The sequence below is a fragment of the Ruegeria sp. CDSB029 genome (assembly GCF_059611125.1).
This window is the reverse complement of record NZ_JBXWOX010000001.1, coordinates 443,291-465,365: the sequence shown is the minus strand read 5'-3', so window position 1 is coordinate 465,365 and position 22,075 is coordinate 443,291. Positions and strand designations below refer to the sequence as shown.

Below are 22,075 nucleotides of genomic sequence, written 5' to 3'. Positions count from 1 at the left end.
CATCGGCCACAAGTCAGAGTTTTTTACTATATGTCCAGGTGGGCACATTCGCATCGCGCGCCACCGAGTAACTTTCGGCGTCACCCAGATACTGGAACCCACAATGGGTCAGAACCCGGGCCGAGGCAGGATTGTCCTGAAACACGCTGGCAAACAAATTCGAATTTTCAAGCGGGTTAGCTTTCACCAACATCTCGACGGCCAGTGAGGCTACGCCTGTATTCCAGTAAACAGGTGCCACCCAATAGCCAACTTCGGACTGATTGCGATCCAGCCGTGTAAGCGAAATCAGACCAATCAGTTCCGGCCCACCATCTTTGGTGGCGTCCATCGCCCAGACGTCCTCATCCCGGTCTTCAGCCATCGAACGCGTCACAAACGCCTCGACCGACCCCGGTGGCAGCGGATGCGGGATCGACGTAGTCATACGTGCCACGCGCTCATCGCCTGCATAATGCTCGATGAGACCCATATCCGACCGGCGCAATGGGCGCAGATCGAACCGCTCGGTTTCGAGGACCGGCTGGTTTATTATTGTCTCGAGTTTCATGAGTGCGTTCCTCCTCCGAACAACACAAAAAATACGGACGCAACAGTGAGACTCGCTAACGTCCACATCAGATATTTTTCCACGGGCCGACCTTCAACCACGTGGGCAATTCTATCTCCGGCAAATGTCCAGATCGGGTGTAAAACCGCCTGGCAAAGCAATAAACAGAGAGCGATCGTGAACGTCGCGTTAAAGCTGGGCGTGCCAACCGCAACGAACCCGGTAAAACCGGCTATGATCATGGCCCATGCCTTTGGGTTAAGGGGATGAACGATCAGCCCCGCCCAAAAACCGGGCACGTCTCCAATGGTTTCACTGCGCGAAAGACGCAGGTTCGCGATCTTCCAGGCCAGCCAGCAGATATACGCCGCCGAGGCGTATTTCAGGACCGAAAAGACAATCGGTGCCTGATCCGCGAGTTGCAGCAGACCAAAACCCACCGGCCAGATGATCAGCTGTTTGCCTAGGATCACACCGACCACAAACGGCAGAGCCGCCCGAAACCCATAGCGTGCACCTGTGCCTAGCAGGACCATATTGGCGGGTCCGGGCGTTCCGACCTGAGAGGCTGCGAAGATCAGGAAACTGGCGGTTGCAACGGTCATTGCATCGCCTCCCAGTCCGCTCGACGCAGCAGAACGTCCTGAATTATCACATCTTCGTTGGTCGACCGCGCCGTCGCACGATGCTGCCCATCTGGTTTGAACCCAAGTTTGGACAGAACCGCCTTGGACCGTTCGTTGCCGACGTGATAACCCGAGGTGAGTTCCTGCCGATCAGATCGAAAGAACCTCGAAATCATCGCACGGGAGGCTTCGGTCACATAGCCCTGCCCCCAGGACGCTTTGGCAACCCAATACCCCAACTGAGATCCGGTCGAGATGCAGCCAATGACGTTCTCTTCTCGAGTGATGGCAAAGGCATCATGCTTAGCAGCCACCACGTCGACAAATTCGGTCGAATGCGTGGCCTCATAGGGATGCGGCACCACTGTCAACCAGCGCACCACGTCCAGATCGTTCAGAAGAGTGACAAGACGCGACGCGTCCTCACGCCGAAACCGACGTAAGACAAGACGCTCTGTTTTTATCACTTCGGTCATGGGACCGCTCCTGAAAACGAGAAAGGGGACCGGCACTTTCTGCCGGTCCCCCATGAAATTTTCTTAAACCTTCTGGGTTTCGGCTTACTCTGCGGCCTCCGCCACTGGCAGGACCGAAATAAAGGTGCGGTTTTTCAGTCCCTTGTGGAACTTCACGGCGCCATCCACGGTTGCAAAGATGGTGTGATCTTTGCCCATGCCTACGCCTTCGCCCGGCCAGAACTTGGTGCCGCGCTGACGCACGATGATGTTGCCTGAAATGGCGGCCTGGCCACCATACAGTTTCACGCCAAGGCGGCGACCAGCTGAGTCGCGACCGTTACGGGAGGAACCGCCAGCTTTTTTATGTGCCATTCTGTCTCTCCTTAGCCTTTAGCCAGATCTTTGGCCTGCTCAACCCATTCGGGTTTCACTTTGACCGTTTCGATAGCAGCAATCTGATCGTCCGACAAGGCGGCCAGAGCGGCAAAGCTCTCGATACCGGCTTCGGCCAGCTTCTTGGCAGCGGCGGGGCCGACACCGGTCAACTGGGTCAGATCGTCAGCGGCAGCAGCAGCGGCAGGTGCCTCTGCTTTGGCTTCAGCTTTCTTGGCAGGCTTTTTTGCCACGGGGGCAGCTTCGCCAGCCGGCGCCGAACCGGTTGCAGCTTTGATGCCCGACTTGTCGGCGCCTGACGCCAAAATGTCGGTGATCTTAACCAGAGTCAGCTTCTGACGGTGGCCAACGGTACGCTTCGAGCTGTGCTTACGACGGCGTTTTACGAAGTTGATGACCTTGTCACCTTTGATCTGTTCGATCACTTCGGCCTGAACGCCTGCGCCTGCGACGAACGGTGCACCAACAACCGGAGCGTCGCCGCCCAGCATCAGAACATCGTTGAATTGAACTGTTTCACCTGCGTCGGCAGCCAATTTTTCAACGCGGAGGATATCGCCCGCCTGAACTTTGTACTGCTTGCCGCCAGTCTTGAGGACCGCAAACATGCGTCTTTCCTTTGTCTAATCGCGTTCTATGGTCCCCGACCGGGCGTTTTTGGCTTTCGCCACCTCGAACAGCGCGCCCTTTTCGGGCTGTGTGACGACCCGTGGGGCAAAGCCCTGGGGTCAATAATAACGACACCCGGCGCGGAAAACCGGCCGGGATGCGCGCTTATCCATAGATTGGTCGGCAAAGTCAACATCAAATGCGCGGTCAAAGATCTGATGCGGTAAGCGCCCGTGAGACGGCCTGACCCAGTTGAAAATAGATCTGGTCATACATCTTATCGAAACCGCCGAAAAAGGCTTCGTTTACGGCGCGTCCGGTCTCAGTTCTGGAAAAAGCAATATTCTCGCGCATCTGAGCCTCATCAAGCGGTTGATAGGCCACCAGAAGGAAGGAATACAACCAGATGCGGTTTTCTTCGGCAAGACTGTCCTTGTCCGACAAGAGCTGCGCCAGAATATCTTCCGAGCTGGTTCCGTTATCCGCGCTGAGACCGCGAAAAAAGTTGTAATCCGAACTAAGCGAGCTTTGTACGTTCTTTTCGATCAGGTCGTTGACTTCTATGTACTCGCCGATCAGCCGATAGAGCTGAGTGCCGCCTGCCCCGTTCAGATAGTTTTCGCGCGCCATGTCCTTGATGGTTTCATCTGCGAAAGCCTTTCTGGCCGAGTTTTCCAGTGTGATAACGGTTTGCCCGACATCACTTTCAAAGAACAGGATCGCGCGATCTATCTGGCTGGCTGTCAGGCTGGTCTCGAAGGTACCAGAGATCTGCTCCTGCATCCACTCCGGATCATAAATCTGGTCCACCTGATCATCGAAGAGCGGCCCGCCTTCACCACCCAGAAAAGTGTCGTTCAGGCCTTTCGCCTGAGCCAACCCTTCGTCACGCAGGATATCGACGACCTGTTCCATTTGAAGCGCCTGCATGAGGCGTTCAACCGACTCGGACGCCGCAAGCGGCATGGCTGACAGCAACACGGCGAAACAAGCAGCGATCTGGCGCATCAGATATCCTGGGCCGGATGTAGTTCCGCCATACGCGCGGCCAGATCTTCAAACTTCATGGCCATGATTTCGTATTGGATGGCATTCAGCAGCTCATAGACTTCTTGCATCAAAGGCTGCTCCAAAGCCTCAGCATAGGCGACGACCTCAGAATCCGAGAAGTCCTGATAGGTATAGGCTGCCCCGGCAAGTGCGGACAGCTGCAAAGCCTGACGCATGCCGGTCTCATTGCGCTTCATCATCTGACGCAGCTCATCCGCGCCCAGTTGCAAGTCGATCACCCCCGAGGCGCTGGCAGCGAGCAAAAAGCGCACCTGAATTTCCTGCAGCGCACGCAATGCCGTCCCGCTGGAATCAATTGCATTGTTCATGCGTTTCAGATTTTCGACCCGTTTCGATCCACCCTTGATCAGGTCCGAGACGATTTTCTGCCCTTCCAGTTGCTTGGCATCGTCATCTTCAACCATGTGCGATGCATTCTCGGACTCGACCAGCCGTTGCCCAAGATCGGATGCATAAAACTCGACCGCATGGGTTAGCGCCTCATCGCTCAGCGTTTGTTCCAGAATAGACACGGCTGTTTCGCGCATGTCCTCGGTATCAAAGACCTCTTCGGTCAGGCGTGTCCAGTCGGACCCAAACCCATCAGGATCGATCCCCAACATTTGCGGGGCTGAGGCCGAGGCCAGAGCGATGCTTTCAAGTGCAACGTCGAACCCGGTTGTTGTCAAAAAGGCTTCGATCCGATCCCGTCCGGCAGCAAATGCTTGCTGCGACCCGGAAATCACGAACAGAACGGCGGCGAATAGCGGTAGGATAGTTTGGCGTAAAGGATATGTCATACCCATGAGCCTAGGGGAAATACCGCGTCAGGCAACGGAAAATCCCGCCTTTGTCATTTTCAGGAATTTTCTGCTTGCACCCCCGCGCGTTCCTCACTAAATCCCCCCCTCACAGACCCCCGCGGAGAGGTGCCGGAGTGGTCGAACGGGGCGGTCTCGAAAACCGTTGTGGGTGCAAGCCCACCCAGGGTTCGAATCCCTGTCTCTCCGCCACTATCCCAAGACCGCCACATACCCTGGTCAACGGTGCGAAGCATCACTCACTATCGGTGTTCTTTTCGTCAAACAACAGAGGGGTCTGTGTTCAGAAATACCAAATCAGCTTTTTTCAGTTTCAGCAAATATATCTGCACAGGTGAGCGAGCCTCTTCCTGCAGCCTCTATTCGGCCACACCGGACATTCGATCATTCCTATATTACGCAGGGCGGCAGCAAATCCTATTTGTCTCTCTATCAACACTTCAAGCAGCTAAACTTTTGAATGGATTACATCCAAGTTTTGGGCTCTTGCTGATATGCTCGCAAGAGTGTTCGGCTCTCACGATCTGTGCTTGTTTTGGCAATAGATACGCTTATCGAACAGAAAGAACTATCAAACGCAACATATACGAGACCCTTTCGGATCAAATACTTGATAAAAGAAAATTTGGCTGGTCATTAGTCGATCTATTAGTAACTTGCATACGCATCAGATTGTGATTGTAATCGCTTATTGCGGAAAATCTATTGGAGTGCACTCTTGATAATTCCGTTTCATGTTCGGGAAATGCTTCAACGTATTAGGGCACGATTTGACGCTGATCAGATACCGAAACAGATGGCACCAAATGATGCCGAGTTTTCAACACTGCGCCCGTCCCGCAAACCTACCAAAGAGATGGTCGCGCGCTTTTGGGAGCAGTTGAAACCCACAGCCAGCGATGAGGATCAAACGCAAATCGCTGATCCGGAAACGGTAGAAGCTGCCGAAACCTATGGCACCAATATTGAGAACTTCATCGGGACGGTTAAGCTTCCTGTCGGGGTCATTGGACCTTTACGTTTGAACGGAATGAACGCAAACGGCGATTTTCATATCCCCCTTGCAACAACCGAGGCGGCGCTGGTCGCGTCTTATGCCCGGGGCGCTTATGCCGCCACCCGATCGGGCGGTGTCAGTACAGCTGTTTTGTACGAAGGTGTTCTGCGGACACCGGCGTTTGTTTTTGAGAGCCTTCTTAAGGCCGGGCAATTTGTGGATTGGGTTGTGACAAATGTCGACATACTCAAATCTGCGGCCGAAGCGACGACCCGTCATGGCAAGCTTGTATCGCTGGAGCCGTTCATTGATACAAACGTCGTTTTTTTGATTTGCCGCTACACCACAGGTGACGCAGCGGGTCAGAATATGGTGACCATCGCCACCGACGCCTTGTGCCACGCAATCGCGGATAGCTGCCCTGTCGCGATTGAGAACTGGTATGTCGAAGGTAATTTCTCGGGCGATAAAAAGGCTTCGGCGCTGGGGCTGGTGACGGGGCGCGGGCGTAAGGTCAGCGCCTCGGTCACGCTTCCGGCTGAGGTTGTCAAAAAGACGCTTGGAACGACGGTCGAAGCGATGCTTGACTATGGCCGTGTCGCCAATCTGGGGGCGCTTTTGTCCGGCCAATTTGGGGCGCAGGCGCACTATGCCAACGGGCTGGCGGCATTCTACATTGCAACCGGACAGGACGCGGCCTGCGTTGCCGAAAGCGCGATGGGAATCACGCGAATGGAACCAAGGGGCGACGATCTTTTCTGTTCGGTGACACTTCCGAACATCTTGGTTGGCTCGGTCGGCGGGGGCACTGGATTGCCCAGCCAGGCAGCAGCGCTGAACATACTCGGCCTACGAGGCAGCGGGTGTGGCACAGCTTTGGCTGAAGTGGCCGCGGCCACGTGCCTATGTGGTGAAATCTCCATCGTCGCCGCGATTGCTGCGGGCCATTTCACCCGCGCCCATGAAAGTCTGGCCCGCCACAGATGAGCATTCAGAACCGATTCTGGATTTATCAATCCGAGCGTTTTCCACTGAAGAAAACCGTCCCTCTGTTGCTGGTGTTTTCCTCGGCCAGTATCTGCGTGTCCGCCCGTCTCGCAGACCGCCCCCTGCCCGAATGGCCCGCCTTTGCCGCCGGCTTTGTGCTGGCTATGGCGTTGTTCTTCCAGATGCGGGTCTGTGACGAGTTTAAGGACGCCGAAGACGACCGGCGCTACCGGCCCGAAAGGCCGATCCCACGCGGATTGGTTTCAACCGGTGAAGTTCTGAGCCTGGGTTTGCTGACCATTCCACTGGCATTTGCGGCCGCCTGGTTCTGGCACCCGTCGGTTTTGTGGCTGTTGGGCGCGGTCTGGATCTGGCTCGCGGCGATGACGGTCGAATTCGGTGTCCCGGCCTGGCTGAAGGCGCGGCCGGTTTTGTACCTGCTAAGCCATATGGCGATCATGCCCTTGATTGATCTGTTGCTGACCGGCCTCGAATGGCTGCCGGCAGGCGGGGCGGCGCCCTCTCTGTGGCTGTTTCTGGCGTTGTCCTTTGTGAATGGCTGCGTCCTTGAGATCGGGCGCAAACTGTGGGCTCCTGAAAACGAGATTACCGGTGTCGACACCTATTCCGCTCTATGGGGTCCGCGTCCGGCGGGGCGTACCTGGATCGGCTGCGTCTTGCTGTCCTACGCGCTTCTTGTCGGCACGGGCAGCGCCACAGGCGTTGGCTGGCCAAGTGCCCTGATTGGCGCGCTGGCGCTGGTTCCCTGCGGGGCTGCCGCATTCCGCTATAGTCAGTCACCAACTGAGAAAGCCCAGAACAGGATGGACACTGTTTCCGGCCTTTGGGTGTTTTTCTGCTATGCCACGGCTGGTTTCCTGCCCTTCTTGTTCGGAGCCGCTGTATGACATTCATCGTCGCCCAAACGGATGCCAACGATGTCTCGGTTGTCGGAGGCAAAGCGGCGGCACTGTCGCATCTGACGCGGCACGGTTTTTCCCCACCCAAGTTCTTTGTCATCACCAATGACGCATTTCGCATGGGGCAATTCGGGCCCATCGCGAAAAAGGGCCTGCGATCGGCTGTGATCTGCGCACTTAAAACGCTTGGGCCCGGGCCTTACGCGGTGCGCAGCTCTGGCCGGTCCGAAGATGGCGTGGACCACAGTCACGCGGGACAGTTCGAGTCTGTCCTGAACGTTCCCGGCAAGAGTGTGATCGCAGCGGTCAAGCAGGTTTGGCAATCCGGTTTCTCGGCAACGGTCGAAACCTACCGGGCGGTCAAATCCGGCGGCCAAGCCGAGGCCCCTGCGATCATCGTGCAATGCATGGTCGATGCAAAGACGGCCGGTGTCGCCTTTTCCGCCGATCCGGTCAGTGGTCGGCGCAATGTGGTCGTGATCTCGGCCATTGAAGGCCTCGCAGAACAGCTTGTGTCAGGTGAAGCGGACGGAGAGGACTGGATCATCGGTGCGGATGGCACACCGGAAAGCGCACCAGACACCCCAACGCATTTGACCGTGAACGAGGCGCAATCCATCGCGGCCCTTGCCCAAAAGGCCGAAGCTCTGTTTGGATCACCTCAGGACATCGAATGGGCCATTGATGCGCAAGGGCTACATATTTTGCAGGCCCGACCGATCACCACGGCCTTACGTCCTGAGCCGTTCGAAGACCAGACACTTACTATTTTCGACAACTCCAATATCGTCGAAAGCTATCCGGGCATCGTCAGCCCGCTGACCTATTCTTTTGCTCTGCATGTGTATTCTCAGGTGTATCGCGCTTTCGTCGGGCTGTTGGGCGTGTCGCGGCACACGGTTGCCCGGAACCCAACTGTGTTTGACAATTTGCTGGGGCGGGTGGACGGGCGTGCCTATTACAATCTGATCAACTGGTACCGCGCGCTGGCGCTGCTTCCCGGGTTTTCGCTGAACCGCGACTATATGGAAACGATGATGGGCGTTTCTGAACCGATGCCGCGTGAGGTCACGGATGCTCTTGCTCCGCCCCCCACCACTGGCTGGACCAGGGTCGTGGAATACGCGAAACTCGCCAAGGTTGCGGGCGGTCTGATCTGGCAGGCTATCCGGCTGCCGCAAACCCGGCGCGATTTTAATCACAGGCTGAACGACATATTGCAGGCGGGGCTGGATGTGGACGCCTCCAACGCTACCGAGCTGGCGGCCGAGTACCGGCGCATCGAAAGCACCTTGCTGGATCGTTGGGACGCCCCACTGATCAACGATTTTCTATGCATGATTGCCTTTGGCGGCTCGCGCAACCTGCTGCAAAAGTGGCTGGGCGAGGACGGGTTAACCCTGCACAATGACCTCATGATCGGGCAAGGCGATATCGTTTCGGCAGAACCCGCTCAGCGCATTGCCCAAATAGGAAAGCTGGTTCGGGAGGCAGGTCTTGCTGCAACTTTGAAGGCCAACGCGCAGTTGTCGGTTTTGTCCGGGCACCGGCAAATCGAAGCCGAGGTTGATGCGTATCTTGAAAAATTCGGCGATCGGTGCACCGAAGAGCTTAAGCTGGAAAGCGTTCCTCTGCGCGACGACCCGACGAGCCTGTTGCTGGCGATTGCAGCCTGCGCCGAGCGTCCACCGTCCGGGCGTCAGGAGGGAGCCGAGCCGGATTGGCAAGCACTGTTTCCGGCAAACCCCCTCAACCGGCAGTCGGCCAAATGGATCCTGGGCTGGACCAAGGCGCGTGTGCGCGACCGCGAAAACCTGCGTTTTGAACGCACGCGAATCTTTGGCTATGCGCGGCGTGTGTTTTTGGGCATCGGCCGGGAATTCGCCGCCCATGATCTGCTTTCATCACCAAAGGATGTATTTTTCCTGACAACACATGAGGTTCTCGGAGCAGTCGAAGGCTATAGCCTGTCACCTGATCTGAAAGGCATCGTTGCGCGGCGCAAACAAGAGGACGAAGCTTCGTCCCGACGCCCCGACCCGCCGGAACGCATCGAAATCCGTGGTCCCGCCATCGCGCCGATCTGGTCCGAATGCGCGGAACTCGAGGTGGACACAGCACGGGTGAAGCACGGCACGGGCTGTTCTGCAGGACAAATCAAGGCGCGTGCGCGTGTGATCCGCGATCCACGCAGTGAGGCCTTGAACCCCGGAGATATACTGGTGGCGCGCCACACCGACCCGGGCTGGATCGCCGTATTCTCAAACGCATCGGCCATCGTCGTCGAGCGGGGATCACTGTTGTCACATTCGGCCATTGTGGCGCGCGAACTTGGTATCCCTTGCGTGGTTGGCCTGAAAGGGGCCACCAACTGGATCGAAGATGGAGAGATGATCTCGGTCGACGGGGCAAGCGGCGCGGTGGAGCGGTGCGATGGGTAGCAGTGAGATTGAGAATAAAGCGGATTTCGACTATGTCCGCTATGCCCAACTGTGGGAGGACGCAGATGTCCTGACTTCTGCACTAGGCGATTGTGCGGGCAAAACATTGGTGTCCATCTGCTCGGCCGGAGACAATGCGCTGGCTATGCTGACACTCGATCCCGTGCGCGTCGTGGTTCTGGACCTGTCACCGGCACAGATCGCCTGCCTCAAACTCAGAATCGCGGCCTATCAGCGGCTGACTCATTCCGAATTCATCGAACTTACTGGCTCGCGCCCAAGTACCCGACGGGGTACATTGCTGGGCCGGGTTTTGGACGCCACAGATACCGACACACGCGCCTTCTGGGAGGCTCTGACTCCGGAGGTCAAAAAACACGGCATTGGGGGCGTCGGCAAATTTGAACGCTATTTTCGCATTTTTCGGACCCGGCTTTTACCGCTGGTGCATTCACGCCGAACCGTCGACGAAGTGTTCACTCCACGCAGTCCAGAAGCACGACAAACTTTTTTCGACGCGCGGTTCAACACATTCCGTTGGCGTCTTTTGCTGAACATCTTCTTTTCTCGCTTCGTCATGGGGCGCATGGGCCGGGACAGCGCATTTTTCGATCATGTCGAAGGCAGCCCGGCGCAACATGTCGCCCGCCGCATCCGTCATGCGGGGGTCGCCACCGATCCTTCGCAAAATCCCTATCTGCATTGGATTCTCAAGGGCGACCACGGTGACGCGCTGCCGATGGCGTGGCGCCCCGAGCATTACGAGACAATCCGATCCCGATTGGATCGTCTCGACATCCGCCTCGGGTCGCTCGAGGCATTTGTATCGACCGGTGAAAAAGCCAGCGGGTTCAACCTGTCGGATATCTTCGAATACATGTCGCCTGAAAGCTTCCCGCAAGTCTACGGCTCTATCCTGACCGCCGCAGAGCCACACGCCCGACTGGTCTATTGGAACATGATGGCACCCCGGCGGGTTCCGCCGGTATACAGAAGCCAGATAGGCACACTGACCGACATCGAAACGCAGCAGAAAGCCCGTGACATGGCATTCTTCTATTCGGATTTCGTCGTTGAAGAGGTGCAGCCGTGACGGTTCCTGGGCAGGTTCTGCTGGCGGCGGGGTCCGTATTGGCTCTGGTCGGAGTAATGATGGTCATCCGAAGTCTGGGCAACACGGCGGGTTTGAGCGCCGAAGTGCAGCGCAAGCTGATGCATGTCAGCACGGGCCTCTTTGCGTTGCTGTTGCCCTGGCTCTTTCCTGATCGCTGGCCGGTTTACATGCTGATCGCAGCCACAATGCTGGTGATGCTTGTGCTGCGCCTGCCGCGTTTTTCATCGGGTCTTGGCGCGACCCTACATGGGGTTGAACGCACATCCTACGGTGATTTTCTACTCGCCTTGTCCGTTGGACTTTGCTTTTTGCTGGCGGGCGAAAACACGCTGTTCTACTTGCTGCCAATTGCAGTTCTGACACTCGCGGATGCTGCCGCAGCGCTTGCCGGGACCGCGTATGGAACCAAACGCTACGTGGTGGAAGATGGCGACAAGAGCCTAGAAGGGTCAGTGGTGTTTTTTGTCGTAACGCTATTGGTTGCGATCATCTGCTTCTTATTCTTGTCGAAACTCCCGCCATCTAACGTCATGATGTTGTGTCTTATGGTTGCGGCCTTTGGCACATTGGTCGAGGCGCAAAGTTGGCGGGGGTTTGATAACTTGTTCCTGCCGCTTGGCTTGCTAATTTTTCTGAACGGCCATTATCACAGCTCTTTGGCAGAGCTCGCCCTGTTGGCCGCCATGTTTTTTGCCGCCCTTGCCAGTTTCGGCGTGGTGGGAACCAAGCTGGGCCTGGCCAAGCATACGACCCGTGTGTATGTTGTCGCGGTTTTTTTGCTGCTTGCGGCCGCTAAACTGCAGAACACAGTACTCCCGATTATGGTTCTTGCCGCACATGGCTGGGCGCGCACCGCTTCTCCTTGTGACAGTAAGTACCCCGATCTGGATATCGTAGCCGCCTTAGGGTTTTTGGGATTCGGTTGGCTTGCGGCAGGAAATGCAACGGGATGGGATGCGATTTCTTTTTTTGGGCTCAGTGCGATGGGGTTGGCTATGGGGCTCACTGCTGTGGCGCTGTGTGCCAATCCTATTGCGATACCGTTTGCTGCGGCTTTCCTGTTCATAATTCGGACTTGGGCTGTTTCCCAGAATTCTGAACAGTCGAACTGGGCTGAGCCGCTGACGGCTCTGACCCTGCTCTCACTGCTGTGCACAGTTGCGGTTCCATTGGCCCGGCCACACTGGTTCGGAAAAGACCGGGTTCTTAGGTTGACGCTGTTGGCCCTCGCCCTGCCCTTGCTCTACTATGTTTGGGTCGTTGCTGGATCGCTTGGAGCGGGGTTCTTTGCCGGAGTGGTTTCATGACCAAAGAGACCATCAAAACGGCTGATGCTAAGCTGACCGTGTATCTGAACGGCCCAAACTGGGACGGCGTTCCCGCCGCAACCTTCGGCGATTTTTCCTGCAAAACGCCAGAAGCCGGCGCCGAAATCCTGCTCAACGGGATAAAGCGGGTGCAAGACACGGGCCTCGACCGCATCATTGGGCCGATGTCTGGCGATACCTGGCACAGTTACCGGTTTGTCTCGGGCAGCGACGGGTCTGCTCCGTTCCTGATGGAACCCACCAACAAACCTCATGAGCTCAAGGTGTTCCGGTCGGCAGGATTTACAGAGATCAGCCGGTACTTCTCGGCCCGAGTCCCACTGCAGGCCGCCGCCCGTTCGGCACCTCCGGAAACCGAAGGGTTCGTGGTGGAAGAGTGGGATGGAACAGACCCCGAGGCCCTATTCCGTCAGGTATTCGAACTTTCAACCCGGGCATTCTCAAGCAACGCATTCTATAAGCCGATTTCCGAGGCGGAATTTCTGGCCATGTATATGCCGGTTGTGCCAATGATGAAGCGCGAACTGATCCTGTTTGCGCGCCGCCGCGACGGGTCATTGGCCGGGTTTCTGTTCGGCATTCCCAACTATGCCGAAGGTCCCGATCCGACATCCGCAATCCTTAAAACCTATGCAAGTCTCGAACCCGGCGCCGGGCGGCATCTGGCACACAGGTTCCACAAGACGGCATTCAGCATGGGGTACGACACAGCCATTCATGCGCTGATCCATGATGACAATAACTCGGCCGACCGCAGTGCCGCGGAAGGTGCAACGATTTTCCGGCGATATTCCCTGCTTGGGCGGAAGCTGAATGGCTGACCTGCTCGCCCATTTCTCGGCTGCGGTTGAACGGTTTCCGGACAGGACCGCATTAGTGGACGGCAAGGGCCGCCAGATAAGTTTTCAAACACTGCACATGCGGGTTCAGCACTTGGCAGGTAGGTGGCAGGACAAGGGTATCCAACCAGGTGATCGCGTGCTTTTGGCCATGCCTGTCGATGCGGACCTGTATGCAAGTCTGGCCGCCCTATGGTCCCTTGGCGCCACCGTAGTCTTGCCGGAACCGGCCATGGGGTTGGCCGGTCTGCGCCACGCCGCCCGGACCACGAATCCAAAAGCGTTCTGTGCAGCGGGCGCGTATTCTTTGCTGAAGTTTCTGATTCCGAACCTTTGGTCCCTACCTCTGCTGAAGCCGGGGGGAAGTCGCTGCGATCCGGTGGTCCATGAGGTTCGACCGGAGGATATCGCCCTTATTTCTTTCACCTCCGGGACGACGGGCCAGCCGAAAGGCATTCCCCGCTCGCATGCGTTTTTGATGGCGCAACACGATGCCATCGCACCCCTCCTTGACAGCGATCAAGTCGAGCGCGATCTGGTGGCCTTTCCGGTGTTCACATTGATCAATCTGGCGGCTGGGCGCACAAGTGTTCTCCCGAACTGGAAGTTGAGCAAGCTGGACCGCCTGTCGCCGGAACAGTTGAACAGCTGGATCCATGTGCAGCAAATCACCCGAACGCTCATCCCGCCGTCGCTGTGTGAAAAACTTGCCCAATCCGGCGACACCAGTCCGTTGCACACGGTGTTCACGGGCGGTGGCCCGGTGTTTCCGGACCTGGTGGAGACGTTGAGAACTCGGCACAGGCTTTCGGTTGTTTGCGTCTACGGATCGACCGAGGCTGAACCGATTGCCCATCTCGACGCCAGGGACATATCGGAGGAGGATTACCGTCGGATGTCCGGTGGCGATGGGCTTCTCGTTGGATATCCGGTGCATGAGATCACGCTCCGTATTTACGACAATGAAATTCAGGTCGCAGGGGCGCATGTGAACAACGGTTATCTTGATCCGGCCCAATCAGTGGAAAACAAAATCAAAGAAGGCGGCGTCGTTTGGCACCGAACCGGTGACGCTGGCACGTTGGACGAGCACGGTCGATTGTGGTTATGGGGACGGATGGGGTCCGAAATTGAAGTGCACTCGGGTTCATTATTTCCCTTCGCAATCGAAGTCGCGGCAAGGCAATGGCCAGGTGTAGAACACTGCGCACTTGTGAATACGAAAGCAGGCCCGGCGCTTTGCATTCAAGGGTTCCCTGCTCAAGTTGAGGCTTGGAGTAGTTGTGCGCTTAGTTTTGGTGTTCCCAAGGTGATTTCAATTGACAAAATCCCCATGGACAAGCGTCACGCCTCCAAGGTCGATCGCGCGAAACTTGAACGCTTCTTGGGTTCTTAACGAAAAATGGGCCGAAACCGCACCGTTTTCAGTTGGCTTGAATTTCAGACCTGAGTGTCCGCGCCTGTACAGCGAGAAATTGGGCTTCGCTAGCGCGGTGAACGGCAGCTTCGCGGCCTTTGTGCAGAATGTGTCTGCTTCCGGCCCAATTCCGCCTCGGATTTTAGCGAATAATCAAGCTCACCTGCTGTGCTGTCCGCATGACGGCGTGTTATTGCCACCTGGTTCCATCAGATCGGCGTAGGCTGGCTCAAACCCCCGAATTGAAATGAATTTCTGGGAATTCCCCTTTGATCACCGATAATTTACCCTCATCTAAGCGGCACATATTTCAAGGAGAACCCCATGTCGCGTACTCTCATATTAGCTGTTATCGTCGCCGGACTTGGCGCCGGAGCTTACTATTATCTCAATCAACCCGAACCCACACCTGCCGAACAACTGCAATCGGCGGCCCAAGAAGCCGGTGAGGCTGTGAACGATGCCGTAGAAGCCGCGACCGAGCAGGCGAGCGAAGCCGCATCTTCCATTGCAGACCAAGCCAACGAAGCGGCCGAGCAAGCCGGACAAGCAGCTACTGATCTGGCCAACCAGGCCGGAGATCAGGTCGCCGCTTTGGCCAATCAGGGGCAAGATCTGCTGAATTCCTGGATCGAAGAAGGTACGCTTTCCGTCCAGAATTTTGACTATGACGCCATGGTGACTTCGGTTCAGGACAGCCAGTTGTCGCAGGACCTCAAAACAAAGGCTCTGGGTATCCTGGATGAAATCAAAGCATCCCCTCAGTTGATTGCCCAGAAGATCGAAGAGCTCCGTGTGCTTTTGACCGGACAACAATAATTTCCAAGGGCCGTTCGGAATTGAGCGGCCCTTATTCCATACGGCGCGCACGCTCCCGCAACGTCAGACGCAACTCTGATTGACGTCCCAACACCCGTTTGATTGGCTGCCCCTAAATCCAACGCAACACCATTGGCAACAGACCCGTTCTGTGCGGTGTCCGCACAGGAGATAGGAAACAAAATGACCACCCTGCCCCCAAACATGTTCGCTGTCATTCAAACCCATGACGGTTATTCCGGATCGGCCACCGGTCCGTTTATCGAAGATGCCGCCGATTGGCTGGCCGAGGCCGAGCTTCCTGTGCCCCAACCCGGCCCCGGTCAGGTCCTGATTAAATTGCGGGCATCGTCGGTGAACCCGTCCGACATCCACTTTATCAAAGGCGAATACGGGCAGCCGCGTGTAAAAGGCACGCCCGCCGGGTTCGAAGGCTGTGGCGACGTGGTGGCCACCGGCGCCGGTGCCGAAGCATTGCAGGATCAACGGGTTGCCTTTGTGGCGGCTGGTTCCGGGGCGTGGGCGGAGTATGTCGTGACGCAGGCGTTGATGTGCATCCCACTGCGACCCGATATCTCGGACGAAGATGGTTCCGCCCAGGTCATCAATCCCATGACTGCGATGGCCATGGTGGACATCGCGCGGGGTGCGGGCGATGCTTTTGTCGTTTCGGCGGCCACCAGCCAGTTGGGCAAACTCATGTGCTCATTGGGGCGCGATTTGGGACTGAAACCCATCGCAATCGTGCGTCGGGCCGAGGCAGTTGAATCCTTGAAGGAACTTGGCGCTCTTGAGGTCTTGGTCACGTCCGACCCGGACATGATACAGAAATTCGCAGCGCTCAGCATGGAACTAAAACCACGTGTCTTTTTGGATGCCGTGACGGATCAGGTTTCCGAGCAGATTTTTTGTTCGATGCCCAACGGTGCACGGTGGGTCATCTACGGCAAGCTCAGCCCCGAATTGCCAAAACTGACACAGACCGGTCAGTTGATCTTTATGGGCAAGCGGATCGAGGGGTTCTGGTTGACCAAGTGGATGACGTCAACGCCTCCGGCGGACCAGATGAGAGTTGTTGGAGAAGTACAGGCCCGGTTTGCTGACGGACGCTGGAAAACGGATGTTTCTGAACGGCTTGGCTTGCGCGATGTGGTGGCAAATCTGGCCAATGCTCTGAAAAAGAGTGACGGGAAGGTGATTATCACGCCATAGTAGAACAAAGCCCCGGACGAAGGAGGATGTCCGGGGCGTAAGGAACGCCGGACATACCGGCATGGGAGGACAGACTTGGATAACGCGCAGCTGCTGATCAGCGGGCTGGCGAATGGCTGTGTCTACGGCCTTATCGCTCTTGGCTTTGTTCTGATTTACAAGGCCACTGAGGCGGTGAATTTCGCGCAAGGCGATTTCATGATGCTGGGCGCCTTTGTGACAATCGGGCTTACGAATACCGAATATATGGGCCTGCCTTTCTGGTTGGCTCTTCCGATTTCGCTGGGGATCATGGGCGCGTTAGGTTACTTGGTAGATCGCCTGATCATTCGCCGTTTGTTTGGGGAAAGCCAAACAGCTGTCGTCATTCTGACCATCGCTTTGGGGTTCGTAATCCGGTTTGTGGCCGGGCTGATCTGGGGGCACGAGCCGCAGACACTTCAAAACCCATTGGCAGGCAAAGAAGTTCGGTTTGGAGGGCTGGTGCTGGGGATGGAGGACGTCGCCGTTATTGTCGTTACCATCCTTCTGACCTGGGGTCTGTATGTTTTCTTCAGCCGGACCAAATTGGGCCTGGCGATGCAAGGCGCGTCACAAAACCAGTTGGCAGCATATTACATGGGCATCCCGGTAAAGCGCGTTCAGGGTTTCATCTGGGCTTTGGCTGGGGTTGTCGCGGGGATTGCAGGGATCTTGTTCGCGGCCAAAGGCTCGGTTGATCCAACCACAGGTTTGCTTGGCATCAAGGCCTTTGCCGCAGCCGTTATTGGTGGTTTCGGCAGCCTGCCCGGTGCCCTCGCAGGCGGGCTGATCGTTGGGGTAATTGAACCCTTTGCCAGCCGTTACATCGCAGCAGGATACAGTCAGATCGCGCCTTATGCGCTGCTCTTGGCAGTGTTGATTTTCCGCCCCAACGGGCTGTTCAGTCAGGTTCGGGTCAAGAAGGTTTAAATCATGCGGATTGTGTTCAAAACCAACTATATGCAGGATATCCGACCTTGGAAGGACACCTATCAGCTGTGCCTGTATATGATCTTACTGACAGCCGTCGCAGCCGCGCCGTGGTGGCTGGATGATTTCTATCTAGGCGAGCTGACAAACGTGCTGATATGGGCCATAGCGGGACTCGGTCTGATGATCTTAACAGGTCACACCGGTCAGGTCAGTCTGGGTCACGCAGCTTTTCTGGCCTTTGGGTGCTACGCCAATGTCATCCTTTTGGAAGCGGGCGTACCATTTCTGATCGCCTTTCCGTTGGCTGGCATCCTAACCGGATTGGTTGGCGTGACCGTAGCAATCCCGGCCCTGCGGCTGCATGGCATTTACCTTGCGATCTTCACCATGGCCCTGTCCATCCTGATGGATGACGTCATTGTTCTGGCCGAGCCGATCACAGGCGGGGTCGCGGGTAAATATCTGGGCGGTGTCGAAATATTCGGGTTTCTGGTCGACCGCTGGGGCACTCCGGTTCAGTTCTTCTGGCTGGTCCTCAGTGTGGCGGTGTTGGTCACACTTGGCTACATCAACCTGTTGCGGGCACCTTTAGGACGCAGCTTTATCGCTGTGCGCGACTCAGAGGTATCGGCGCAGGCAATGGGCGTGGATATTGCCAGGACCAAGATGATCTCATTCGCGTTGTCCTGCGCTGTCAGCGGATGGGCAGGCGCGTTGATGGGCATGTTCTCGGGCGCATTCAACAATGAGACATTCAGCGTCCTGATTTCAATCCAGTTGCTGATGATGATCGTGATCGGCGGTCTGGGGTCCATCCACGGCGCGTTTCTTGGCGCCATTGTGATAGGGTTCCTGCCTCAGTTCTTATCTATCTCCAAGGAATACGTGGGTGCCCTTTTCGGTGGCAATACCGTCGCCATTCCGGGGCTGGAATTCGGCATCTTCGGAATGATCCTGATCGCCTTCATCCTTTTTGAACCGATGGGTCTGTACGGGCGCTGGCTGAAAATCCGGACGTGGTTCGAACTGTTCCCGTTTTATCGGAAAGACATGTTCAAACGTCAAAAATCCTATCTCAAGACGGAGCGCCTGAGATGAGCTTGCTTGAGTTCGAAAACGTCACTCTGAAATTCGGTGGACTGACGGCTGTCAACGATCTGTCTTTCGAGGTCGAAGAAGGCGAGGTTTTTGCTATCGTCGGACCAAATGGTGCAGGAAAATCTACCGTCTTCAATCTGATCTCGCGTTTCTACGACCCTTTTGCCGGGTCGATCCGGTATAACGGTCACGACTTGCTCAAGGCCAAACCGTCCGGCGTGGCCGCATATGGTGTGGCGCGGACATTTCAAAACATCGAACTCTTCGAGCATGCGACGGTCCTGCAGAACCTCCTTGTCGGACGACACCGTCACCGCAAAACCAACATGCTGTCCGAGGTGTTGTTTCTGCCCTCCGCGCGGCGGCAGGAATTGGAGAACCGCAAAAAAGTAGAGGAGATCATCGACTTCCTCGACCTGCAGGCATTCCGCGACAAGATGATCTCTGGCCTGCCCTATGGCGTGCGAAAGGTTGTCGAGGTGGCACGTGCTCTGGCCACCGATCCAAAGCTGCTTTTGCTGGACGAACCAGCCTCGGGTCTCTCGGTCGAAGAAACAACCGACATGCGCTGGTGGATCGATGATATCCGGCGGCAGATGGGGATCACGGTTTTGATGGTCGAGCATGACATGGGACTGGTATCTGGCGTCTCAGACCGCGTTCTTGCAATGGCAGACGGCGCGAAACTGGCGCTGGGAACACCTGCCGAGGTTCAATCGCATCCCGCCGTGGTCGAGGCTTACCTGGGGAAAGCCTCATGAACACTCCGATACTGACAATCCGCAACGTCGAGAGCTTCTATGGCCCGATCATGGCGATCCGAGGGGTTTCTCTGGATGTGCACCCCGGCCAAATCGTTTCGATCCTTGGTGCAAATGGCGCGGGAAAGACCACGTTGATGAAAACCGTTTCGGGCGTGATGGACCCGGAAAAGGGTAAAATCACATTCGACGGCGAAGAAATTCAGGGGTCCGAGCCGCACAAGGTCGTCCAAAAAGGCATTGTTCATGTGCCCGAAGGGCGTGAGGTTTTTCCACTGCTGACGGTCGATGAAAACCTAAGTCTTGGAGCCTATACCCTCAAGGACAAGGGCCAGATCGACCACGATCGGGATCTGGTGTTCTCATACTTTCCGATCCTCAAGGAACGCCGCAATCAAGAGGCCGGCACTCTGTCCGGCGGTCAGCAGCAAATGCTGGCGATTGGCCGTGGTCTGATGGCGAACCCAAAGATTATGCTTTTGGATGAACCGTCACTGGGTCTGTCACCGTTGTTGGTACAGGAAATCTTTGGCATCCTCGGGCGTCTGAACGATGAACAGAACATGACTATGATGCTGGTCGAGCAGAATGCCAACGCCGCCTTGGAGTTGGCCCATCATGGCTATGTGATGGAGGTCGGGCGCATCGTCATGGATGGCGCTGCAGAGGTTTTGATACAATCCGAGGACATCCAGAACTTCTATCTGGGCGTTCAGGAAGAAGGCGCGCGGGAAAACCGCCGTTGGAAGCGGAGAAAGACGTGGAGGTGAGACAGATGAATATCAGCACCCTGCCCCCTCAGATCACGGTCAACGGCGTTCGCCTGAATGCAACCCCCGGCCAACGCCCGGTTTGTGTCGACGGGAGCACCACGATTTGCGAGCTGTTTCGGAACCGCTGCACTGAGCTTGGTGATCGAACGGCGCACCGCGAAAAGGACCTTGGCATCTGGAAGTCGTATTCCTGGGCCGACTATTGGCAGCATGCCAAGTGGATTGGGCTTGCACTGCGCAAATTGGGACTGCAACGGGGCGAAGTTGTCTCGATCCTGTCAGAGGATAGAAAAGAATGGGCCTGGTTCGACATGGGCATTCAGGCCGTTGGAGGCATCGCATCGGGCGTCTACACCACCGATTCTTCCAGCCAGTTGAAATATCTCATCAATGACAGTGACAGCCGATTTCTGATCGTCGAAAACGAAGAACAGTTGGACAAGTTCCTGCAGGTCGAAGATGAGGTTCCCGGCCTTCTGAATGTCATCATTCTGGACGATGAGGGGCTGCACGATCTGGACCATGCGCGCTGCATGATGATCGACGCGTTATATACTTTGGGTCAGCAGGCCGAGGCTGAAGAACCCGATCGGTTTGAGGCCGAGATAGCGCTGGCATCACCGCAGGACACAGCGCTTCTGATTTACACCTCGGGCACCACAGGAATGCCGAAAGGTGCGATGCTGAGCCATGAGAACATCCTGGCTGCGATTGAATGCGGGGCTCATGCGTTGCCTGCCTTAGAGACGGACGAACAGCTGTGCTTTCTACCGCTGTGCCATATTCTTGAGCGGGACGTATCTATCTATTTCCCACTGGCTGCAAAATGCGTCGTTAACTTTGCCGAAAGTCCCGAGACGGTGTTTGCGAACCTGCAAGAAATCTCACCGTCGACCTTCACGGCCGTTCCACGGGTTTGGGAAAAGATCTATTCGTATGTTCAGATCATGACGCAGGACGCAACGCCCACCGGTCGCGCAGCCTTTGGCATGGCGCTGAGAGCAGGGTTCAAGCGCGCGGAATACATATTGGCTGGAAAACCCGTCCCTGCTGGCGTTGCTGCACAGTTCTGGGTGTGGGACAGGCTGGTTCTGCGTAATTTGCGCCGTATGTTGGGGATGGACAAGATGCGGCGTGGCGGTTCGGGCGCGGCCCCGATTTCGACGGACCTGTTAAAGTGGTACTGGGCCATTGGTGTGCCGTTGGTCGAAGGGTTCGGGATGACCGAAACCTCGGGCTTGGCGACGCTTAACACAATCGAAAACAACAAGGTCGGAACCATCGGACGCGCCGTTCCTGGAAATGACATCCGGATATCCGACGACGGTGAGATTCAGCTAAAGGGCCTCAACATTTTTCAGGGTTATTGGCGCAATAACGCAAAAACGGCCGAAACTTTCACTGCCGACGGATGGCTGCGAACTGGCGACCTCGGGCATATTGATGAGGATGGCTACGTCACCATCTCAGGCCGAATGAAAGACATCATCATCACTGCTGGCGGCAAGAATATCACCCCGGCCGAGATCGAAAGCCGGTTGAAATTCAGCCACTACATCTCGGACGCGGTGATAATCGGTGACAAGCGAAAGTTCCTGACCGCGCTGATCATGATTGATCAGGAAAACGTCGAAAAATTTGCGCAGGATCGGAAAATCCCCTTTTCAAATTTTGCATCCCTCTGTGCGGCCCCTGAAATCAAAGATCAGATTCAGGGGGAAATCGACGCGGTGAATAAGGATTTTGCACGGGTCGAGCAGATCAAGGATTTTCGCCTGATTGATGTACTTCTGACCGCAGATGACGATGAACTGACCGCAACAATGAAGCTGAAACGCAGTTTTGTCGAAAAGAAACACGGCCATCTTATTGAAGACATGTACAGTTAATCAAAGAGATAACCTAAAG

The 22,075-nt window shown here is 56.2% G+C and carries 21 protein-coding genes and 1 tRNA gene; 15 read left to right on the top strand and 7 right to left on the bottom strand.

What is annotated here, in order from left to right; genetic code table 11:
• Positions 1 to 13: 13 nt before the first annotated feature.
• The 7 genes from AC2FI8_RS02305 to AC2FI8_RS02275 all read right to left on the bottom strand — a co-directional run bounded on the left by AC2FI8_RS02305 (position 14) and on the right by AC2FI8_RS02275 (position 4,486).
• On the bottom strand, positions 14 to 550 hold the full coding sequence (locus AC2FI8_RS02305) for a GNAT family N-acetyltransferase (RefSeq protein WP_058277925.1): 537 nt from the start codon (positions 548 to 550) through the stop codon (positions 14 to 16).
• Positions 547 to 1,155 carry a LysE family translocator gene (locus AC2FI8_RS02300; protein WP_496776844.1) on the bottom strand — a complete coding sequence of 203 codons (609 nt, stop codon included), beginning with the start codon at positions 1,153 to 1,155 and terminating at the stop codon, positions 547 to 549. The genes AC2FI8_RS02305 and AC2FI8_RS02300 overlap by 4 nt, the downstream gene beginning before the upstream one ends.
• A complete protein-coding gene (locus tag AC2FI8_RS02295; RefSeq protein WP_496776841.1) occupies positions 1,152 to 1,652 on the bottom strand; it encodes a GNAT family N-acetyltransferase in 501 nt (166 codons plus the stop codon). The genes AC2FI8_RS02300 and AC2FI8_RS02295 overlap by 4 nt, the downstream gene beginning before the upstream one ends.
• Positions 1,653 to 1,736: 84 nt before the next feature.
• Positions 1,737 to 2,006, bottom strand: a complete 270-nt coding sequence (rpmA, locus tag AC2FI8_RS02290; RefSeq protein WP_058271644.1) for a 50S ribosomal protein L27 — start codon at positions 2,004 to 2,006, stop codon at positions 1,737 to 1,739.
• An 11-nt stretch (positions 2,007 to 2,017) separates the two neighbouring features.
• On the bottom strand, positions 2,018 to 2,635 hold the full coding sequence (locus AC2FI8_RS02285; protein ID WP_496771932.1) for a 50S ribosomal protein L21: 618 nt from the start codon (positions 2,633 to 2,635) through the stop codon (positions 2,018 to 2,020).
• Positions 2,636 to 2,843: 208 nt separating this feature from the next.
• A complete protein-coding gene (locus AC2FI8_RS02280) occupies positions 2,844 to 3,644 on the bottom strand; it encodes a DUF2059 domain-containing protein (RefSeq protein ID WP_496776839.1) in 801 nt (266 codons plus the stop codon).
• The gene (locus tag AC2FI8_RS02275; protein ID WP_496776837.1) at positions 3,644 to 4,486 is read right to left on the bottom strand and encodes a DUF2059 domain-containing protein; all 843 of its coding nucleotides are present in this window, start codon (positions 4,484 to 4,486) and stop codon (positions 3,644 to 3,646) included. Before AC2FI8_RS02275 ends, AC2FI8_RS02280 begins: the two co-directional genes overlap by 1 nt.
• Positions 4,487 to 4,609: 123 nt before the next feature.
• On the opposite strand from AC2FI8_RS02275, the gene AC2FI8_RS02270 reads away from it, so the two are divergent.
• The 15 genes from AC2FI8_RS02270 to AC2FI8_RS02200 all read left to right on the top strand — a co-directional run bounded on the left by AC2FI8_RS02270 (position 4,610) and on the right by AC2FI8_RS02200 (position 22,056).
• Positions 4,610 to 4,699 (top strand) — tRNA-Ser (locus tag AC2FI8_RS02270).
• Between the two features lie 553 nt (positions 4,700 to 5,252).
• A complete protein-coding gene (locus AC2FI8_RS02265) occupies positions 5,253 to 6,491 on the top strand; it encodes a hydroxymethylglutaryl-CoA reductase (protein ID WP_496776835.1) in 1,239 nt (412 codons plus the stop codon).
• Positions 6,488 to 7,399 (top strand): UbiA family prenyltransferase, encoded by a 912-nt coding sequence (locus tag AC2FI8_RS02260; RefSeq protein ID WP_496776833.1) that lies wholly within the window; start codon positions 6,488 to 6,490, stop codon positions 7,397 to 7,399. The genes AC2FI8_RS02265 and AC2FI8_RS02260 overlap by 4 nt, the downstream gene beginning before the upstream one ends.
• A complete protein-coding gene (locus AC2FI8_RS02255) occupies positions 7,396 to 9,852 on the top strand; it encodes a PEP/pyruvate-binding domain-containing protein (protein WP_496776831.1) in 2,457 nt (818 codons plus the stop codon). The genes AC2FI8_RS02260 and AC2FI8_RS02255 overlap by 4 nt, the downstream gene beginning before the upstream one ends.
• The gene (locus tag AC2FI8_RS02250; protein WP_496776828.1) at positions 9,845 to 10,945 is read left to right on the top strand and encodes a BtaA family protein; all 1,101 of its coding nucleotides are present in this window, start codon (positions 9,845 to 9,847) and stop codon (positions 10,943 to 10,945) included. Before AC2FI8_RS02255 ends, AC2FI8_RS02250 begins: the two co-directional genes overlap by 8 nt.
• Complete coding sequence (locus AC2FI8_RS02245; RefSeq protein WP_496776826.1) at positions 10,942 to 12,273, top strand: hypothetical protein; 1,332 nt, start codon at positions 10,942 to 10,944, stop codon at positions 12,271 to 12,273. Before AC2FI8_RS02250 ends, AC2FI8_RS02245 begins: the two co-directional genes overlap by 4 nt.
• Entirely contained in the window at positions 12,270 to 13,115 is an 846-nt protein-coding gene (locus AC2FI8_RS02240) for a hypothetical protein (protein WP_496776823.1), read from the top strand. The genes AC2FI8_RS02245 and AC2FI8_RS02240 overlap by 4 nt, the downstream gene beginning before the upstream one ends.
• A complete protein-coding gene (locus AC2FI8_RS02235; protein ID WP_496776820.1) occupies positions 13,108 to 14,529 on the top strand; it encodes an AMP-binding protein in 1,422 nt (473 codons plus the stop codon). Before AC2FI8_RS02240 ends, AC2FI8_RS02235 begins: the two co-directional genes overlap by 8 nt.
• A 345-nt stretch (positions 14,530 to 14,874) precedes the next feature.
• Positions 14,875 to 15,369, top strand: a complete 495-nt coding sequence (locus AC2FI8_RS02230) for a hypothetical protein (RefSeq protein ID WP_496722821.1) — start codon at positions 14,875 to 14,877, stop codon at positions 15,367 to 15,369.
• 183 nt (positions 15,370 to 15,552) lie between these two features.
• Positions 15,553 to 16,581: an alcohol dehydrogenase catalytic domain-containing protein gene (locus tag AC2FI8_RS02225; protein WP_496776817.1), complete on the top strand. Its 1,029-nt coding sequence runs from the start codon at positions 15,553 to 15,555 to the stop codon at positions 16,579 to 16,581.
• Positions 16,582 to 16,656: 75 nt separating this feature from the next.
• Complete coding sequence (locus AC2FI8_RS02220; RefSeq protein WP_170557355.1) at positions 16,657 to 17,532, top strand: branched-chain amino acid ABC transporter permease; 876 nt, start codon at positions 16,657 to 16,659, stop codon at positions 17,530 to 17,532.
• Positions 17,533 to 17,535: 3 nt separating this feature from the next.
• The gene (locus tag AC2FI8_RS02215) at positions 17,536 to 18,633 is read left to right on the top strand and encodes a branched-chain amino acid ABC transporter permease (RefSeq protein WP_496764964.1); all 1,098 of its coding nucleotides are present in this window, start codon (positions 17,536 to 17,538) and stop codon (positions 18,631 to 18,633) included.
• Complete coding sequence (locus tag AC2FI8_RS02210; protein WP_496776814.1) at positions 18,630 to 19,394, top strand: ABC transporter ATP-binding protein; 765 nt, start codon at positions 18,630 to 18,632, stop codon at positions 19,392 to 19,394. The genes AC2FI8_RS02215 and AC2FI8_RS02210 overlap by 4 nt, the downstream gene beginning before the upstream one ends.
• Complete coding sequence (locus tag AC2FI8_RS02205) at positions 19,391 to 20,164, top strand: ABC transporter ATP-binding protein (protein WP_496776812.1); 774 nt, start codon at positions 19,391 to 19,393, stop codon at positions 20,162 to 20,164. The genes AC2FI8_RS02210 and AC2FI8_RS02205 overlap by 4 nt, the downstream gene beginning before the upstream one ends.
• A gap of 5 nt (positions 20,165 to 20,169) precedes the next feature.
• A complete protein-coding gene (locus tag AC2FI8_RS02200; RefSeq protein WP_496776810.1) occupies positions 20,170 to 22,056 on the top strand; it encodes an AMP-dependent synthetase/ligase in 1,887 nt (628 codons plus the stop codon).
• Positions 22,057 to 22,075 lie beyond the last annotated feature (19 nt).

What these genes read in the sequence shown, in the direction of transcription:
- AC2FI8_RS02230 (WP_496722821.1), top strand. Translation starts at nt 14,875, where the DNA reads ATGTCGCGTACTCTCATATTAGCTGTTATCGTCGCCGGACTTGGCGCC.
- AC2FI8_RS02225 (WP_496776817.1), top strand. Translation starts at nt 15,553, where the DNA reads ATGACCACCCTGCCCCCAAACATGTTCGCTGTCATTCAAACCCATGAC.
- AC2FI8_RS02265 (WP_496776835.1), top strand. Translation starts at nt 5,253, where the DNA reads ATGCTTCAACGTATTAGGGCACGATTTGACGCTGATCAGATACCGAAA.
- AC2FI8_RS02280 (WP_496776839.1), bottom strand. Translation starts at nt 3,644, where the DNA reads ATGCGCCAGATCGCTGCTTGTTTCGCCGTGTTGCTGTCAGCCATGCCG.
- AC2FI8_RS02200 (WP_496776810.1), top strand. Translation starts at nt 20,170, where the DNA reads ATGAATATCAGCACCCTGCCCCCTCAGATCACGGTCAACGGCGTTCGC.
- AC2FI8_RS02250 (WP_496776828.1), top strand. Translation starts at nt 9,845, where the DNA reads ATGGGTAGCAGTGAGATTGAGAATAAAGCGGATTTCGACTATGTCCGC.
- AC2FI8_RS02210 (WP_496776814.1), top strand. Translation starts at nt 18,630, where the DNA reads ATGAGCTTGCTTGAGTTCGAAAACGTCACTCTGAAATTCGGTGGACTG.
- AC2FI8_RS02275 (WP_496776837.1), bottom strand. Translation starts at nt 4,486, where the DNA reads ATGACATATCCTTTACGCCAAACTATCCTACCGCTATTCGCCGCCGTT.
- AC2FI8_RS02240 (WP_496776823.1), top strand. Translation starts at nt 12,270, where the DNA reads ATGACCAAAGAGACCATCAAAACGGCTGATGCTAAGCTGACCGTGTAT.
- AC2FI8_RS02285 (WP_496771932.1), bottom strand. Translation starts at nt 2,635, where the DNA reads ATGTTTGCGGTCCTCAAGACTGGCGGCAAGCAGTACAAAGTTCAGGCG.
- rpmA (WP_058271644.1), bottom strand. Translation starts at nt 2,006, where the DNA reads ATGGCACATAAAAAAGCTGGCGGTTCCTCCCGTAACGGTCGCGACTCA.
- AC2FI8_RS02235 (WP_496776820.1), top strand. Translation starts at nt 13,108, where the DNA reads ATGGCTGACCTGCTCGCCCATTTCTCGGCTGCGGTTGAACGGTTTCCG.
- AC2FI8_RS02205 (WP_496776812.1), top strand. Translation starts at nt 19,391, where the DNA reads ATGAACACTCCGATACTGACAATCCGCAACGTCGAGAGCTTCTATGGC.
- AC2FI8_RS02260 (WP_496776833.1), top strand. Translation starts at nt 6,488, where the DNA reads ATGAGCATTCAGAACCGATTCTGGATTTATCAATCCGAGCGTTTTCCA.
- AC2FI8_RS02215 (WP_496764964.1), top strand. Translation starts at nt 17,536, where the DNA reads ATGCGGATTGTGTTCAAAACCAACTATATGCAGGATATCCGACCTTGG.
- AC2FI8_RS02300 (WP_496776844.1), bottom strand. Translation starts at nt 1,155, where the DNA reads ATGACCGTTGCAACCGCCAGTTTCCTGATCTTCGCAGCCTCTCAGGTC.
- AC2FI8_RS02295 (WP_496776841.1), bottom strand. Translation starts at nt 1,652, where the DNA reads ATGACCGAAGTGATAAAAACAGAGCGTCTTGTCTTACGTCGGTTTCGG.
- AC2FI8_RS02255 (WP_496776831.1), top strand. Translation starts at nt 7,396, where the DNA reads ATGACATTCATCGTCGCCCAAACGGATGCCAACGATGTCTCGGTTGTC.
- AC2FI8_RS02305 (WP_058277925.1), bottom strand. Translation starts at nt 550, where the DNA reads ATGAAACTCGAGACAATAATAAACCAGCCGGTCCTCGAAACCGAGCGG.